This window comes from uncultured Bacteroides sp. (assembly GCF_958445495.1).
Lineage (GTDB): Bacteria > Bacteroidota > Bacteroidia > Bacteroidales > Bacteroidaceae > Bacteroides.
Genome location: NZ_CAUCSQ010000003.1, coordinates 134,352 through 150,484, shown reverse-complemented (window position 1 = coordinate 150,484; position 16,133 = coordinate 134,352). Strand labels below are relative to the sequence as shown.

At 43.5% G+C, this 16,133-nt stretch carries 11 protein-coding genes; 3 read left to right on the top strand and 8 right to left on the bottom strand.

The features are described 5' to 3' along the window. Positions 1–288: 288 nt before the first annotated feature. The 4 genes from rhuM to clpB all read right to left on the bottom strand — a co-directional run bounded on the left by rhuM (position 289) and on the right by clpB (position 8,251). Positions 289–582, bottom strand: a complete 294-nt coding sequence (gene rhuM / locus Q5076_RS02460; RefSeq protein WP_303010645.1) for a RhuM family protein — start codon at positions 580–582, stop codon at positions 289–291. Positions 583–592: 10 nt separating this feature from the next. Beyond that, positions 593–2,146 (bottom strand): type I restriction-modification system subunit M, encoded by a 1,554-nt coding sequence (locus Q5076_RS02455; RefSeq protein WP_303010644.1) that lies wholly within the window; start codon positions 2,144–2,146, stop codon positions 593–595. 172 nt (positions 2,147–2,318) lie between these two features. After that, the gene (locus Q5076_RS02450; protein ID WP_303010643.1) at positions 2,319–5,147 is read right to left on the bottom strand and encodes a type I restriction endonuclease subunit R; all 2,829 of its coding nucleotides are present in this window, start codon (positions 5,145–5,147) and stop codon (positions 2,319–2,321) included. A 515-nt stretch (positions 5,148–5,662) separates the two neighbouring features. Further along, the gene (clpB, locus tag Q5076_RS02445; RefSeq protein WP_303010649.1) at positions 5,663–8,251 is read right to left on the bottom strand and encodes an ATP-dependent chaperone ClpB; all 2,589 of its coding nucleotides are present in this window, start codon (positions 8,249–8,251) and stop codon (positions 5,663–5,665) included. A gap of 216 nt (positions 8,252–8,467) precedes the next feature. Here clpB and Q5076_RS02440 point away from each other — a divergent pair, with 216 nt between their 5' ends. The 3 genes from Q5076_RS02440 to Q5076_RS02430 all read left to right on the top strand — a co-directional run bounded on the left by Q5076_RS02440 (position 8,468) and on the right by Q5076_RS02430 (position 11,396). Then, positions 8,468–9,052 carry a DUF6621 family protein gene (locus Q5076_RS02440; RefSeq protein WP_303010642.1) on the top strand — a complete coding sequence of 195 codons (585 nt, stop codon included), beginning with the start codon at positions 8,468–8,470 and terminating at the stop codon, positions 9,050–9,052. A gap of 69 nt (positions 9,053–9,121) precedes the next feature. Beyond that, positions 9,122–10,018 carry a LysR substrate-binding domain-containing protein gene (locus Q5076_RS02435; RefSeq protein ID WP_303010641.1) on the top strand — a complete coding sequence of 299 codons (897 nt, stop codon included), beginning with the start codon at positions 9,122–9,124 and terminating at the stop codon, positions 10,016–10,018. Between the two features lie 385 nt (positions 10,019–10,403). Next, positions 10,404–11,396, top strand: a complete 993-nt coding sequence (locus Q5076_RS02430) for a YeiH family protein (RefSeq protein WP_303010640.1) — start codon at positions 10,404–10,406, stop codon at positions 11,394–11,396. A 249-nt stretch (positions 11,397–11,645) separates the two neighbouring features. Here the strand turns inward: Q5076_RS02430 and Q5076_RS02425 are convergent, their stop codons facing one another. The 4 genes from Q5076_RS02425 to Q5076_RS02410 form a co-directional block, all read right to left on the bottom strand. Then, on the bottom strand, positions 11,646–12,782 hold the full coding sequence (locus Q5076_RS02425) for a DNA alkylation repair protein (RefSeq protein ID WP_368389371.1): 1,137 nt from the start codon (positions 12,780–12,782) through the stop codon (positions 11,646–11,648). Positions 12,783–13,229: 447 nt separating this feature from the next. Then, a complete protein-coding gene (recA, locus tag Q5076_RS02420; RefSeq protein WP_303010638.1) occupies positions 13,230–14,267 on the bottom strand; it encodes a recombinase RecA in 1,038 nt (345 codons plus the stop codon). Between the two features lie 24 nt (positions 14,268–14,291). Beyond that, positions 14,292–14,747, bottom strand: a complete 456-nt coding sequence (gene bcp / locus Q5076_RS02415; protein WP_303010637.1) for a thioredoxin-dependent thiol peroxidase — start codon at positions 14,745–14,747, stop codon at positions 14,292–14,294. 21 nt (positions 14,748–14,768) lie between these two features. Then, entirely contained in the window at positions 14,769–15,962 is a 1,194-nt protein-coding gene (locus tag Q5076_RS02410) for a saccharopine dehydrogenase family protein (protein ID WP_303010636.1), read from the bottom strand. Between the last annotated feature and the right edge of the window lie 171 nt (positions 15,963–16,133).

Below are 16,133 nucleotides of genomic sequence, written 5' to 3'. Positions count from 1 at the left end.
CGCTAAACTCCGGGAATCTCAAATGGGGAACATTAAGGTTTTTATTTTTATTATCTGTATCCATATCATTTATCTGTATTAAAATCAAGTGATAATAATCTATTTCCAAAATTTATCGAAATCAAAACTGAACAATTTGTCTTGCATAATACGATATTTCTCGAATTCTGATTCAGCAAAAGGCGTTGTAAACTCTGCTGTTATCTTTCCGGCATCAACCAGTACGGTATCGCCTCCGGCTTCAAGAATTATATCTATCTGTTTCGCTCAATTCTCCATAAATATAATTCAACGCTCAGTCATGCGTTCTATCATATCGAACACGGCATTGATAAGCCGTCTCATATCTTTCAGTAGTTCTTTGCGACACTGACATCTGCTTTTATTTATCATGTAATCTTTTATGGCAAATTGACAAAGTACATAGGTGCACCATTGACGGAATTGTGTGGTGCAAATGCTTTTGACACGGTAACCTACTGGAATAGTGGTATCGAGATTATAAAAATCTGTCAGTTTTTTAATCTCACGTTTCCCTTCGAATTTTGCTGTACTGTTCCGTATTTTAAATTCCTTTGCCATATCCTCATTTTTACTCTATCAGTCCTAATTCTTTGAGATACACCTCAATCTCTTTATCCAGTTCGTTACGTTTGGCTTCCAATTCCTTGATTTCCGCCATGACGGCTTTGATGTCAATGGGTTCTTCTTCTTCAAAAGTATCGACATAGCGGGGAATATTCAGATTATAGTCGTTGTCGGCTACCTCTTGCAGTGTGGCAAGATGGCTGTATTTTTCGATTTCTTTGCGGTCGCGATAAGTCTCTATAATCTTTTGTATGTGCTGCGGACGGAGTTTGTTTTGTGTCTTGACTTTTTCAAACTCCTTGCTGGCATCAATGAACAAGATATTGTCATCTTCTTTGCGGCATTTTTTTAGGACAAGGACACAAGTCGGTATGCTTGTACCATAGAATATATTGGCTGGCAGGCCGATGATAGCATCGATATAATTTTTCTTTTCTATGAGGAAACGACGTATTACTCCTTCTGCATTTCCTCGGAATAATACTCCGTGCGGAGCGACACATGCCATTGTTCCGCCTTCGTTAAGATGATAAATCATGTGCAGAATAAAAGCATAGTCGGCAGTTTTTCTGGGTGCGAGCCGCCCTGCCTTGCTGAAACGGTCGTCATTGTTGAATTTGTCGGCAGCACTCCATTCGGCAGAGAATGGAGGGTTTGCAACTACTGCATCGAACTGTGTGTCGCCAAAAGCATCCCATTCAAGGGTATCACCGTTTTCTATCTTGAAATTACTGAATTTGATGCCGTGCAGCAGCATGTTCATTCGTGCAAGGTTATAGGTTGTAGGATTCTTTTCCTGCCCATATATATCTACGGCTTTTCCGATGCTTGCAGCGCGAAGCAACAGCGAACCGCTACCGCAGGTGGGGTCATAAACATTACGCAAGCGGGTATGACCGATAGAAACAATCTCTGCCAATATCCGGCTGACTTCTTGCGGGGTATAGAATTCTCCTGCTTTCTTACCGGCTCCTGCTGCGAACTGGCTTATCATATATTCGTAAGCATCACCCAAAATGTCTATTTCTTGGGATGCTTCCACACCGAATTTTATATCATCGAGGGCAAGCAATACATTGCTTACAAGCGTATTCTTGTCATCTGCTGTCTTACCGAGTTTCGGGGAAGCAAGGTCGATATCGGAGAACAGTCCGCCAAAATCATCTTCACTGTCACGTCCGAGCGTACTGTCCTCGATGCGTTTCAATGAACGTTCCAGCATGGGCAGAATATTTTCTTTCCGTTTAATTTCTTCTATTACGGACGAAAACAGGAATTTAGGCTCGATGAAATAGCCGATGCTTTCCAGGCATTGTTTTTTTACTTCTTCCCGAAGTTCTTCTGCATCCGGTTCGGTCATTTTCCACAATGCTTTGAATGTTACATCATCGTCTTCTAATACGCTGTTGGCGTATGTTTCTATCTTTTCTGACAAATATTTATAGAAGATAAATCCTAAAGTAAAATACATGAAATCACTTGCCGACATATTGCCGCGCAGACGGTTTGCGACCTCCCAAAGCTGGTCGCGGAGTTTCTGTTGCAGTTCTTCGCTCATATTTTTTCTATCTATTATTTTCGATTGATTGTTTTAACAGATTAATTATATTGTCAATATTAATCATGTCAAGATTGTTTGATTTTATTTTAGCTTCACATCCCGAATGTATGACATTAGGGATATGGCAAACCGTATTTTTCCCACTTCTCATGTTCAAAGATAACATTGGCTAATCCCAACTGAATGTACGGATGATGCCACGCAATCGGTCTAATATTCTTGTTAATGCTTTTCGAGTCTTTATCAGTCCGAGATGTTTCTCTTTCAATGCTCTTTGTATAATTTCCGGCTGCTCTTTTTGCAGGTAATCATATTCTTTGAGGTAGTGTTTAAGTACTTCGGATGAAATGTTTTCGTCTTGCGCCAATGTGTTTACTGCTTTTTCACGTTCTGTGGCAATGTAATTATTCAGGCGTTCCTCCAAATCGCTTGTACCATCGGTTTTTCCTCGTTGCATCATAAAGTTTTCTTTATCTTCATCTACATTCTTTTGAATGAAACCATCGATAAGTTTGGCTTTGCTACGCATTTCGGCGTCTTTAATCATCGTATTAATGATATTTTGGCGGCATTCGGCATAGTCGGCACTATACGGGTCGAGTTCTGCGATAAGTTCGAGAATATATGTTACATTAATAATGTCGCTATGCAAGAGTTCGAGACAGAAATCCACTTCTCCGAGGTCTCCGCTATCAGGAGTATCCGGCATATCGTCTGGTTTTGTTGAAGGAGTAGAATCAATCAACGCGAACGTGTCATGAATATCGAGATATTTACTTCGGAAATCCATGAATTGCTGTTCCGTCATTCCAAGGTCATCTGATTCTTCATCATAATCCTCGTATATCTGAATTTCAGCGTGTTTTCGGATGATGTCACGGAATGCCAGGACAAACTCTTTCTTTTCCTTTTCGCTCTGTAAAAGGTCTACGCTGCTTGTATTAGGATATTTCTTTAAGAAAGCAGTTGCAAGTTTCTGGTATTCCTGTTTTACTTCTTCAAATGGAGGACGTACTATTTCTTCCGGATTATTGCTATTGCTGAATAGCTTGATAGCTGCGTCTACGTTGCTCTTTAAGTCACGGAAGCAAACAATCTTTCCGAAGCGTTTTTTTTCGTTCAGCACACGGTTCGTTCGGCTGAATGCTTGCAGTAAGTTGTGATATTCCATGTTTTTGTCTACATAGAGCGTATTAAGTTTTTTGCTGTCAAATCCGGTAAGGAACATTCCTACAACAAGGCAAAGGTCGAGCGGCTTCATATCAGCCCGTTTCTTTTTTAAACGTAGGTTGATGTCATCGTAATAAGCACGGAAATTCTCGGTGGTAAATGCTGTGCCGAACATGTCGTTGTAATCGTCCATGATGGCTTGTAACTCGTCAACTTCACCTGCACTTTCATTTAGGTAAGAACCTGTACCCATGCCTGTCAGTTCATCATCCTGGCTACTGTTTGCAGTGTATGTGAACACTGCGCCTATGCGGATTTTGGGATTCAATTTTTTGAATATCTTGTAATAACGGATAAGCATCGGTACGGATTGCACAGCAAACAGTGCACCGAATTCTCCGTCAAATGTCGACTTATTGAAATTATTAAGGATGAATTTGGCAATCTCTTCCATGCGGTTGGCATTACCTTTTTCTACTTCTTCATTTCCATGATAGTATTCTACAAGGAATCCGAGCACGTTTTCATCGGCAATGGCATCTTTGATTAGATATTGGTGCAGGCAGTTTCCGAATATCTCTTTGGTGGTATGGCCGTCTACTGCATTTTCCGTAAAGATTGGTGTTCCTGTAAAGCCGAATATTTGGGCATTATCGAAGAATTTCATAATCTTCTTATGACTCTCTCCAAAATGGCTACGGTGGCATTCATCGAATATCATTACAATACGGGAATGGCGTATGGTATCTATCTTACTGCTATACCATGCCTTGCTGACAGCAGCGTTTAGCTTCTGTATGGTGGTGATGATAATTTTTGAATTGCTGTGCAAGCGTTTTACCAATTCATCCGTGTTGTCTGTACCGTCTACCGCTCCCGGTTCGAAGGCTTCATACTCTGATTGGGTTTGCGTATCAAGGTCATGACGGTCAACAATGAACATTACTTTATCTACATCGTCTAATTCTGAAACGAGCTGTGCGGTTTTGAATGATGTTAATGTCTTTCCCGCTCCGGTAGTATGCCATATATAGCCATTGTCATTAGAGTTCTGTACACGATCCAGAATCTTTTCTACAGCATAGAACTGATACGGGCGAAGCACCATCAGGCATTTGTCTCCCTCATGTAGAACAATATATTTTCCGATAATCTTGCCGAGTGTGCATTTTTCCAAGAAAAATACGGCAAACTTATCCAATTCGTTGAAAGGTAGGTTGGATGCATCTGTCCAATTGAACGTGAACTTGTATCCGCTGTTGGGATTGTTTGCAAAATAGCGGGTATTTACACCGTTCGAGATGACGAATAATTGAATGTAGTCGAACAAACCGTGAAACGATGTCTTGTGATATCGTTGTATTTGATTGTATGCTTGCTTGAGTTCTACACCACGACGCTTCAACTCTATCTGGACTAACGGCAGGCCATTGATAAGGATTGTCACATCATAGCGGCATTTTTTCCGTCCTTCTACCGTGATTTGGTTCGAGACTTGAAATTCATTTTGGCACCATTGGGTACGGTTGAGAAATTCTACCCAAATACGTTGTCCGTTTGCAGTTTCAAGCGGATAAAGGTCGCGGAGTTTTTTAGCTTTTTCAAAGCGGGTGCCACCTTCAAGATATATCAATATTTTCTCGAACTCATCATCTGTAAATGAGGTGCGGCCAATTTCCGCCAACTGTTTTTTGTTATGTATTTCCAATTGTCGTTTGAAATTGGCATAGAGGTTGTCTTCTTCTGTTATTTGGACATATTCATAGTCCATTTGTCGAAGGGTGGTTATGAGCCCGGCTTCTAATGCTGCTTCGCTTTGTATTGACATATTCTCGCTCTGCTATTATAGGGTGTTTTACTTCTTATTATTTTTACTTCGGAGTATTTTGACGCCCAATGTCTTTTTTCATCCAATCTTAAAACTGTGTTTATTTGTTTTTCAACCATTGTGTACGTCAAAAATACCTCTGTAGGCAAAGGTAACATAAATAATTTAGACTGTGCAACTTTCAAGTTGTTGATTGATGGAAGAGTTAGAAAATTGTTCATAAGAGTCTAAATCAAAAACAAATGATTTGGATATGAAGAGGGGGGATGTTGTCTAAACTTTTTTCAAAACGGATGTTATCATGTTCGAAATCAACTGACTTTATTTTCACTTTTGCCGAAGTTCAAAAAATAGGTATGTTTTTTTTTTAGTTTGGAACGGCTCTCTTATTATGTGCAACGAAAGAAAATAACTATGCCGGCAAGTTATATCTCATTCACTTGCCGGCACAATTCAGGTTACATTCTCTTTTTCGGCTTTCGAAGCCCGTTTTAAACCTTTTCTCTATATTGGTTTCAATTTCTGAATACCAGACCGTCACCGCTTGTATCGACGATGATTGCCTTGCTCCGGTCAACCTCCCGCGCAAGTAACTTCTTGGACAGGTCATTCAGCAAATAACGTTGGATAGCCCTCTTCACGGGGCGCGCTCCGAATTCGGGGTCATATCCTACTTGAGATAAGAAATTCAGGGCGGCGTCTGTCATTTGCAATTCCACACCGTTCTCCGCAAGCATTTTCTGTACACCTTTGATTTGCAAAAGGACGATTTGCTTGATTTCCTTTTCCGTCAGCGGCAGGAACATAATCGTTTCGTCGATACGGTTGAGGAATTCCGGACGGATTGTTTTCTTCAACATATTCATCACCTCTTTCTTCGTTTCTTCGATGACCTCTTCTTTGTTGGAGCCGTTTAACTTTTCCATCTGGCTTTGTATATAGGAACTTCCCATATTTGAGGTCATAATGATGATGGTATTCTTGAAGTTCACCACTCTTCCTTTGTTGTCCGTCAACCGCCCGTCGTCCAATACCTGCAACAGGATATTGAAAACGTCGGGATGCGCCTTTTCAATTTCGTCGAACAACACCACGGAATAAGGCTTCCGACGGATAGCTTCTGTCAGTTGGCCGCCTTCATCGTATCCTACATATCCCGGAGGCGCTCCGACCAGACGGGAGACGCTATGTTTTTCCTGATATTCGCTCATGTCGATACGGGTCATCATCGTTTCGTCGTCAAACAGAAATTCAGCCAATGCCTTCGCCAGTTCTGTTTTACCGACTCCCGTCGTTCCCAGGAAGATGAATGAGCCAATCGGACGTTTCGGGTCTTGCAATCCGGCACGGCTCCGGCGTACTGCGTCCGCAACCGCTTCGATAGCTTCATCCTGTCCGATAACCCGTTTGTGAAGTTCCTCTTCCAGGTGCAGTAGCTTGTCTTTCTCGCTTTGCAACATCTTGCTGACCGGAATGCCGGTCCACCGTGATACGACATCGGCGATATCTTCCGCATCCACTTCTTCTTTAATCATCGCTTTGTCACCCTGCATCTCACGCAATTGTCTCTGCGTATCCTCGATTTCTTTGTCCAAAGCCTGGAGTTTCCCGTAACGGATTTCTGCCACTTTGCCGTAATCGCCTTCCCGTTCGGCTTTTTCCGCTTCGAATTTCAGGTTCTCTATTTCAACTTTGTTTTGCTGAATTTTGTCCATCAGGGTCTTTTCACTTTGCCATTTGGCTTTAAAAGATTTCTCCTGTTCTTTTAATTCAGCCAGTTCCTTGCCGATGATTTCCAGTTTCGGCTTATCGTTTTCACGCTTAATCGCTTCACGTTCGATTTCCAACTGTTTAATCTTACGGGAGATTTCATCCAGTTCTTCCGGAACGGAATCCACTTCCATGCGTAACTTGGCGGCTGCCTCGTCCATCAGGTCAATTGCCTTGTCCGGCAGAAAACGGTCGGTAATGTAGCGGCTGCTCAATTCTACGGCGGCGATAATGGCGTCGTCTTTGATACGTACATGATGGTGGTTTTCATACCGTTCTTTCAATCCGCGAAGGATGGAAATTGTGCTTAGATTGTCCGGTTCGTCTACTTGTACGATTTGGAAACGGCGTTCCAGCGCTTTGTCTTTTTCAAAATACTTCTGGTATTCGTCCAGGGTAGTCGCTCCGATGGAACGCAGTTCGCCGCGTGCCAACGCAGGTTTCAGGATGTTTGCCGCATCCATCGCACCTTCTCCTTTTCCGGCTCCCACCAAGGTGTGTATCTCGTCGATAAACAAGATGATGTCTCCTTCCGACTTTTTCACCTCGTTGACTACGGATTTCAGACGTTCTTCAAATTCACCTTTATATTTCGCTCCGGCAACGAGCGCACCCATGTCCAGGGAATACACTTGTTTGTTTTTCAGGTTTTCAGGAACATCTCCCCGCAGGATACGATGTGCCAGCCCTTCTACAATGGCCGTCTTACCCGTACCCGGCTCACCTATCAGAATCGGGTTGTTTTTGGTTCGGCGGCTCAATATCTGGAGTACCCGCCGGATTTCTTCGTCCCGTCCGATTACCGGGTCGAGTTTGCCGCTCCGTGCCGCTTCGTTCAGGTTGATTGCGTATTTCTCCAACGACTGGTAAGTATCCTCACTGGATTGAGAGGTTACTTTTGCCCCTTTCCTTAATTCGCTGATAGCGCCGCGCAGTTCTTTTTCCGTCATGCCGGCATCCTTCAAGATGGTGGATACGGTACTTTTTACGGTCAGCAACGCAAGTAAGATATGTTCCAGAGAGACGAATTCGTCGCCCATTTCTTTGGAATACTGGGTTGCCTTCTGCAATACTTCATTTGCCTCGCGGCTCAGGTACGGTTCGCCACCGGACACCTTGGGCAGGGAGTCGATTTGTTTGTCAATGACTACTGCTACCTGCTGCCCGTTCATGCCCAGTTTCTGGAAGATGAAATTGGTGACGTTTTCACCCGTCTTCATTACTCCCTGCATGATGTGGACGGGTTCAATCGCTTGTTGTCCCCGGCTTTGCACCAGATTTACGGCTTCTTGCACCGCTTCCTGGGATTTGATGGTAAAATTGTTAAAGTTCATATGGTTGTTCTCCTTTCTTTTCATTTTTCTAATAACACTTGGAAGGGCTCAAAAGATTTGCCAAGTAGAAAAATATGACAAAATAGCATTCATTTATAAAGAGTTAGGGACAAAATGGCTTCTTTTGTACGGATGTGCTGACGAATTTGCCGCGAAATGAGGAGGATAAATAAAATTGTAGTATCTTTATCCGCTGTAATGAAATAATTGAAGAAAATGAATGATAAACCCCAAATAAAATTGTCCGAGACGGTGGTGCTGGTTGATGCCGCTTTTCTGAATTTTGTGATTACGGATATGAAAGGTTATTTTGAGGAATCTTTGCAACGTTCTTTACAAGAGATAGACCTTTCGATGCTGACTACTTATCTGACTTTGGATGCTGGAATTACGGAAGGGGAAAATGAGGTGCAATTTCTTTTTGTTTACGATAAGGCTTCAAGCCGGCTCGTGCATTGCCGGCCTTCCGATTTGGAAAAAGAATTGAACGGAGTCGCTTTTCAAAGCCCTTACGGGGAATATTCGTTTGCAAGCGTCCCTTCGGAAGGGATGGTTTCAAGGGAAGAGTTGTTTTTGGATTTGTTGTCTATCGTTGCCGATTCGGCCGAGGTGAAAAAGATGATAATAGTCTCTTTCAACGAAGAGTATGGAAAGAAGGTGACCGATGCCCTGAACGGGATAGAAGAGAAGGAGGTTGTCCAGTTCCGTATGAACGAGCCTGAGTTTCCGGTGGAATATAAGTGGGACATGCTGGCTTTTCCTCTCATGCAGGCATTGGGTATCAAAGCTGACGAATTGTAAGCCGGCTTTTGTCCTCTGTGGTTTGTCGATATTGATTTTAAGTACCAAGGAACTAAATAGTTGAATCCTGTGTCCGATTTTCGTTTAAAGGTTTTCCAGAGTGTAGCGAAGAATTTGAGTTTTACGAAGGCTTCGCAAGAGTTGTTTGTCAGCCAGCCGGCCATTACCAAGCATATTCAGGAATTGGAGACTTATTACCAGGCCCGTCTGTTCGACCGCCAGGGTAATAAAATCTCATTGACAGATGCCGGAGAGTTGTTATTGAAGCATAGCGAGAGGATTCTGGATGCTTACAAGCAGTTGGAGTATGAGATGCATTTGCTGCATAACGAGTACATCGGGGAGTTGAAACTGGGAGCCAGCACTACGATAGCCCAATATGTCCTGCCTCCTTTGCTGGCGGATTTTATAGCGAAGTTTCCGCAAGTCCATCTTTCTCTTCTTAATGGAAATTCGCGGGAAGTAGAGACGGCGTTGCAGGAGCACCGGATTGATTTGGGTCTGGTGGAAGGTATCTTTCGTTTGCCGAATTTGAAATATACCTTGTTTCTGCGTGACGAGCTTGTTGCGGTGGTGCGTGCGCATTCCAAGCTGGATGTCCGGGAGGAGATTGTTCCGGAGGATTTGCCGAATATTCCGTTGGTTTTACGCGAAAGGGGGTCTGGAACGCTGGATGTGTTCGAACGTGCTCTTTCCCGGCAGAATTTGAAATTGTCATCGTTGAATGTACTGATGTATCTCGGCAGTACGGAGAGCATCAAACTTTTCCTTGAACATACGGATTGCATGGGGATTGTTTCTATCCGTTCCGTACATAAGGAACTTGTTGCGGGCAACCTGCGTGTGGTGGAGATAAAAGGAATGCCTATGCAGCGTGAATTTGATTTCGTGCAGTTGCAGGGGCAGGAGGGGGGATTGCCGCAAGTGTTCATGCGGTTTGCTGGGCATCACAGCAAGAGCCTCTGATTGCCATATTGCTCTTGCGTGTTCCTGTATTTTTCCGCGGTCGCTTTTATTCGTTTGTCTTTTTCTTTATATAAATTCTGTGTACTCCTCTTCCTGCAGTCCCTGTTTCCGAATCGGACCGCGTTCCCCGCATCTTTAATTCGTTAGTTGCGCTGTTTGCAATAATCCGGTTCGTTTGCGGTATTTCCGGACAGTCGGGAACGGATGAGGAAGATAGGAAAGGGGAGGTGTGAAGAAGTATGGAGAGGCGTGGTTGCCGGGGAATGGGGGAATGCCGGGGATTGGACTTATAACTAAAAGTTATAATACATAATTATAAACTATTGGTGTGTCTGATTTGTTTCCCGTACCTTTGCACCCGGAAAAACAATTAAAGATAAAAAATATGATTTCAGCAGCTACAAGAACATTACAGGCGAACAACAAGACGATTTATGTTGCGTTACTTTCGGTTTTGACTTTTTTTCTGTTTTTAGATTATATTCCGGGCTTGGAAGCTTGGTCTGCATGGGTGACTCCTCCGGTGGCTCTGTTTCTGGGACTGATTTTCGCATTGGCGTGCGGGCAGGCTCACCCGAAATTCAACAAGAAAACATCAAAATATTTATTGCAGTATTCGGTTGTCGGGCTGGGATTCGGTATGAATCTTCATTCGGCTCTGGCTTCCGGCAAGGAAGGAATGGAATTTACGGTTATTTCGGTGGTCGGCACGCTGGTGATTGGTTGGTTTATCGGCCGCAAGTTGTTTAAGATTGACCGGAATACCGCATATCTGATAAGTTCCGGAACCGCTATTTGCGGTGGTAGTGCCATTGCGGCGGTAGGCCCGGTGTTGAAGGCGAAAGACAGCGAGATGTCTGTTGCGTTGGGTACTATTTTTATCCTGAATGCGATTGCTCTCTTTATCTTCCCGATGATTGGACATGCGTTGAGTATGGACCAGCAGCAATTCGGAACATGGGCGGCAATTGCCATTCATGATACGAGTTCTGTGGTGGGGGCAGGTGCGGCTTATGGTGAAGAGGCGTTGAAAGTGGCTACGACTATCAAGCTGACCCGCGCTCTCTGGATTATCCCGATGGCTTTTGCCACTTCGTTTATTTTCAAGAGTAAAGGACAGAAAATCAGTATTCCTTGGTTCATTTTCTTCTTTGTATTGGCAATGGTGGTTAATACGTATCTGTTGGACGGAGTGCCGCAGATTGGAGCTGCAATTAACGGTATTGCCCGTAAGACATTGACGATTACCATGTTCTTTATCGGTGCTTCTCTTTCTATGGATGTGTTAAAGGCAGTAGGTATTAAGCCGCTGGTTCAGGGTGTTTTGCTTTGGATAGTAATCAGCTTGAGTACATTGGCGTATATTTATTTCGTATAAGAGCGGGTGAAAAGAGAACGGATAGGGAGAGAGAGGATAAGTAGTAGATAGAAGAAGAGTATGATGCATATAAAAGAGAGAGAAGGCTGTATGTAAAAGGCTCAGCCTATATATTTGTCTGGTTAGGTTTTTTGATAAAAAGAGTTGCTGTCTGATTTAGCCTATGGTCGTCAAAGACTGGTTTCAAGGTTGGTTCGCGGCAGCTCTTTTTGTATATGTTTATATTTTAGGTTTTAATCGGCGGGCTTTTTATTTGACAAGTTCAAAATTGAGCCTGCCGAATTCGTTTCCATTGGCGATTATCGCTATCTGATGAAGACCGGGATAAAATGACCTGGTTGTTATGACCCGGAAGGAGTGTTTTCTGATTATATGGGTTACAGAATTTTCCGCATATTCTTTTTCGCTGATTTTATAGATTTTCTTTGCCAATGTTCCGTTTGATTTTTGATAGTATATTCCATATTCGAGCCTTATCGGGGTTTTAACATCGTTGTTTGACAGGTCAAAAGAAAATTCAACCGTTTCCCCGATTTTAACCTGATGGGTTAAGATTTGGAAATTTTGTATGGTGATATTCTCAATCGAATCAAACCCGAACAATTTCATTATTTCTGTGTTCCCTTGTTTTAGGAGTGTTCGACACCCATGCTTGATTGTCCAATCCACTTCTTTTGATTCTCCTTTCCAGCTTTTGGCTAACGCAATTACCTTTTGGGGGTTATCTTTGGCAATATCGTTCAAATTATTGGCGACGCTCAGTCTTACAAATCTGGACGGGTCGTTTTTCAGATTCTCTAAAATTGGAATAATAGGTGTCGGATCTTTTTTTAGTCTCGGCAGAGACATGGCCCAAGGAAGGCGAGGACGGCAACCTTCTGATGCGAGTCGCCTTATTCCCCAATGTTCATGTGTTGACCACGCTAACATCTGTTTCATCATTTTATCCGGATATTTGGCTATAAAGGCATGGGTGACAAATTCGCAACTTGTGAATTGGGTAATTTTTTCTATTGCTTTTATAGAGGTTTCGTAATCATCTATTCCGTATTGTTCTATATAATTGTCTAAAATAGCTCCGTATTTTAATGTTAGCAAACCGAAATTCTTATCGTCTATTCGGGAGAAATCGGGTAATTTGTCTTTTATACAATCTAACAGTTCAATAATCATGGAAACTGCTTCGGGGTAATCGGCAGGCAGGAATTTGCCAAGAACGGTTGTAATATGTGCGATGCGTTGCTTATATCCTTTGTCTTCCCATTCATCATCCATTATTTGCGATATGAATTTATCTGTATCAAAATCATTGACTACGAGTCTCAAATCTTTCGTGAATGTGTTGAAGAATTGTTCGTTATACATATTTTTAAAGGGTTCTGCCATTTTGATTCATGTTTTTGTAAGGTTCTTTATGAATAATTCATGTGCGTTTCTTTATAATTTTGCTCAGGCTGCAAAGAAAAGTGTCGTTCTTGGGGAGATAGTGAATGGTACTTTTTCTTGTTTTTCAGTGAAATAAGGACGGTCCGGGTTTCATGTGTTCCTGTTATATGTCCGGCAGTTTCCGGTTGTTTTTTTTAGGATTCCATTTGGATTCAAGGTGTTTTTCTATGGCGTGGCTAGTAAAAAATAATGCGTAGCGAATTAGCTGGAAGAGCATTCGCTACGCATTGCTCAAGTTTGAGATTCCGTTATTGTTTATTTAGAACTTGTTTTTAACCGTTGGCGGGGAGGACAATTCGTTTGAGGCTCTCTGTTCTTTTTATGCATGCAATCTCCCGTTAACGTGCTTCTTTCACGGTCTCCGGGAGATTCCAGGATGAAAATGAGTTATTGTTTCTTCTTCAATTCTTCAAAAATCAATCCTTCCAGTTCTTCGGCAAGTTCCGGATTATCGGCAATGCATTGTTTGGCGGCATCACGTCCTTGTCCTAATTTAGTGTCGTTATAGCTGTACCATGAACCGCTTTTCTTGATGATTCCCAAATCGGCTCCCAAGTCGATAATTTCTCCCGAACGGGAAATTCCCTCACCGAACATGATGTCGAATTCCGCTCTACGGAAGGGAGGAGCTACTTTGTTTTTCACCACTTTTACTTTGGTGAGTTTGCCCAGCACTTCTTCACCGTCTTTGATGGGTTGGCTGCCACGAATGTCTAATCGTACGGAGGCGTAGAATTTCAGTGCATTACCGCCGGTTGTCGTTTCCGGGTTGCCGAACATGACGCCGATTTTCTCACGGAGCTGGTTGATAAAGATACAGGTGGTGCGCGTCTTGCTGACCGCTGATGTCAGCTTACGCAATGCTTGGGACATGAGGCGTGCCTGCAAGCCTACTTTATTGTCTCCCATATCGCCTTCAATCTCCGCTTTGGGGGTCAGCGCCGCTACGGAGTCGATAACGATGATGTCGATAGCGGAGGAACGGATTAGCTGTTCGGCAATTTCCAATGCCTGTTCGCCGTTGTCCGGCTGGGATATGTACAAGTCGTCGATGTTTACTCCCAGCTTGGCTGCATAAAAGCGGTCGAAGGCATGTTCGGCATCAATGAAAGCGGCAATACCGCCGGCCTTTTGAGCTTCGGCGATAGCGTGGATGGCCAGTGTCGTTTTACCGGAAGATTCCGGACCATAGATTTCGATGATTCTGCCTCTGGGATATCCTCCTACGCCAAGTGCTACGTTCAGGGCGATGGAGCCTGTCGAAATCACTTCTACTTGTTCAACACTGTCGTCGCCCATTTTCATGATAGAACCTTTACCGAAGCTCTTTTCTATCTTTTCCATGGCTGCCTGTAAGGCTTTTAATTTTTCGCTTGATGCCATTTTATTATCTGTTTCAAAATTAAGTTCGTCTTTCTTTGCCATACCTTATTTTTATAATTAATGGAATTACTGGTTTAAAATCTGTGAGGCATGTTCTTTGGTTTTCACCTCTTTGGGAGTGATAATCCGTTCTACGATGCCTTCTTCATTGATAAGGAAGGTCGTACGGAAAGTGCCCATATAAGAGCGTCCGTACAGTTTTTTCTCTCCCCATACGCCGAATTCTTCCACTAGCTTTTTATCCGTGTCGGCAATCAGTGTGAAAGGAAGATTGTTTTTCTCGATGAATTTCCGGTGTGACTTTTCGTCGTCTACGCTGACACCGATTACTTCATAGCCGGCTTTGCGCAGTTCGGAATAATTGTCGCGCAGGTTGCATGCCTGCGCCGTACAACCCGATGTGTTGTCTTTCGGGTAGAAATACAACACAATCTTTTTTCCTTTATAGGCATCTAGGTAAATCTTTTCGCCTTTCTCGTTGATGCCTAAGACTTCCGGTGCTTTGTCTCCTACGTGAATCATGACATTCTCTTCTGTTTGTTTTTACAACTCCAAATCTTTGTCGAACACTTCGTGCCACGGCAATCCCTGTTTGTTCAGTTGTTCCATGAACGGGTCCGGGTTAAACTCTTCCACATTGTTGACGCCCGGACGTTTCCATTCGCCTTTGAAGAACATCATGGCGCCTATCATTGCCGGGACTCCGGTGGTGTAGCTTACTCCTTGCATGCCGGTTTCCTTGTATGCTTCCTGGTGGCTGCAATTATTGTAGACATAGTAGGTGCGTTCTTTCCCGTCTTTCAGTCCGCGGATGCGGCAACCGATGGATGTTTCTCCTTCATAGTTCTCGCCCAGGTCTTGCGGATTGGGCAATACGGCTTTCAGGAATTGCAACGGCACGATTTTCATCCCGTTGTAATCTACTTCGTCAATACGCGCCATGCCGATATTCTGGATAACGCGCAGGTGGGTGAGGTATTCTTGTCCGAAGGTCATCCAGAAGCGTGCGCGTTTGATGGTCGGGAAATTCTTTACCAACGATTCCAGTTCTTCGTGATAGAGAAGGTATGAATCGCGCGGCCCGATATTCGGATAGGTCAGGTCTTTGTGGATTTCCAGGGGACCGGTAGTTATCCATTGTCCGTTTTCGTAATAACGGCCGTTCTGGGTAATCTCGCGTATGTTGATTTCCGGGTTGAAATTGGTGGCGAATGCTTTGTGGTGATTTCCCGCATTGCAGTCTACAATGTCCAGGTATTGGATTTCATCGAAATAATGTTTTGCCGCATAGGCGGTATAAATGCCACTCACTCCGGGGTCGAACCCGCAACCGAGGATGGCTGTCAGGCCGGCTTCTTTGAAACGGTCGTGGTAGGCCCATTGCCAACTGTATTCGAAATGAGCTTCGTTTTTGGGTTCGTAGTTGGCTGTGTCCAGATAGTTGACGCCGGCTTTCAGGCATGCTTCCATTATAGTCAGGTCCTGGTAGGGAAGGGCTACGTTAATCACCATTTCCGGCTTGAAGTCGTTGAATAAGGCTACCAGCTCGTCTACATTGTCTGCGTCTACCTTAGCCGTCTTTATGCCGGGGTTACCTATCGCCTCGACGATTCTGTCACATTTCTCTTTCGTACGGCTGGCAATCATGACATCTGTAAATACGTCGGCATTCTGTGCTACTTTGTGTGCAACAACGGTTCCGACACCGCCTGCACCGATAATAAGAACTCTACCCATTTCTATATTATAAATTACGATTTATGAATTATGAATTGTTAGCTTGGCAAATATACGGGATTATTTTCAGATAATCATTCGCCGGTACTCCTTTTTATTTGTATCGTTGCGGGATGTCCTTTCCGGATTCTGTTTTTTTATCTGTTTCCGTATCCTGTTAAATTTACTTTG

Coding starts and splice junctions, on each gene's coding strand:
- Q5076_RS02450 (WP_303010643.1), bottom strand. CDS start 5,147: ATGTCAATACAAAGCGAAGCAGCATTAGAAGCCGGGCTCATAACCACC.
- clpB (WP_303010649.1), bottom strand. CDS start 8,251: ATGAACTTTAACAATTTTACCATCAAATCCCAGGAAGCGGTGCAAGAA.
- Q5076_RS02410 (WP_303010636.1), bottom strand. CDS start 15,962: ATGGGTAGAGTTCTTATTATCGGTGCAGGCGGTGTCGGAACCGTTGTT.
- Q5076_RS02455 (WP_303010644.1), bottom strand. CDS start 2,146: ATGAGCGAAGAACTGCAACAGAAACTCCGCGACCAGCTTTGGGAGGTC.
- Q5076_RS02440 (WP_303010642.1), top strand. CDS start 8,468: ATGAATGATAAACCCCAAATAAAATTGTCCGAGACGGTGGTGCTGGTT.
- Q5076_RS02425 (WP_368389371.1), bottom strand. CDS start 12,782: ATGGCAGAACCCTTTAAAAATATGTATAACGAACAATTCTTCAACACA.
- Q5076_RS02430 (WP_303010640.1), top strand. CDS start 10,404: ATGATTTCAGCAGCTACAAGAACATTACAGGCGAACAACAAGACGATT.
- bcp (WP_303010637.1), bottom strand. CDS start 14,747: ATGATTCACGTAGGAGACAAAGCACCGGAAGTCTTAGGCATCAACGAG.
- recA (WP_303010638.1), bottom strand. CDS start 14,267: ATGGCAAAGAAAGACGAACTTAATTTTGAAACAGATAATAAAATGGCA.
- rhuM (WP_303010645.1), bottom strand. CDS start 582: ATGGCAAAGGAATTTAAAATACGGAACAGTACAGCAAAATTCGAAGGG.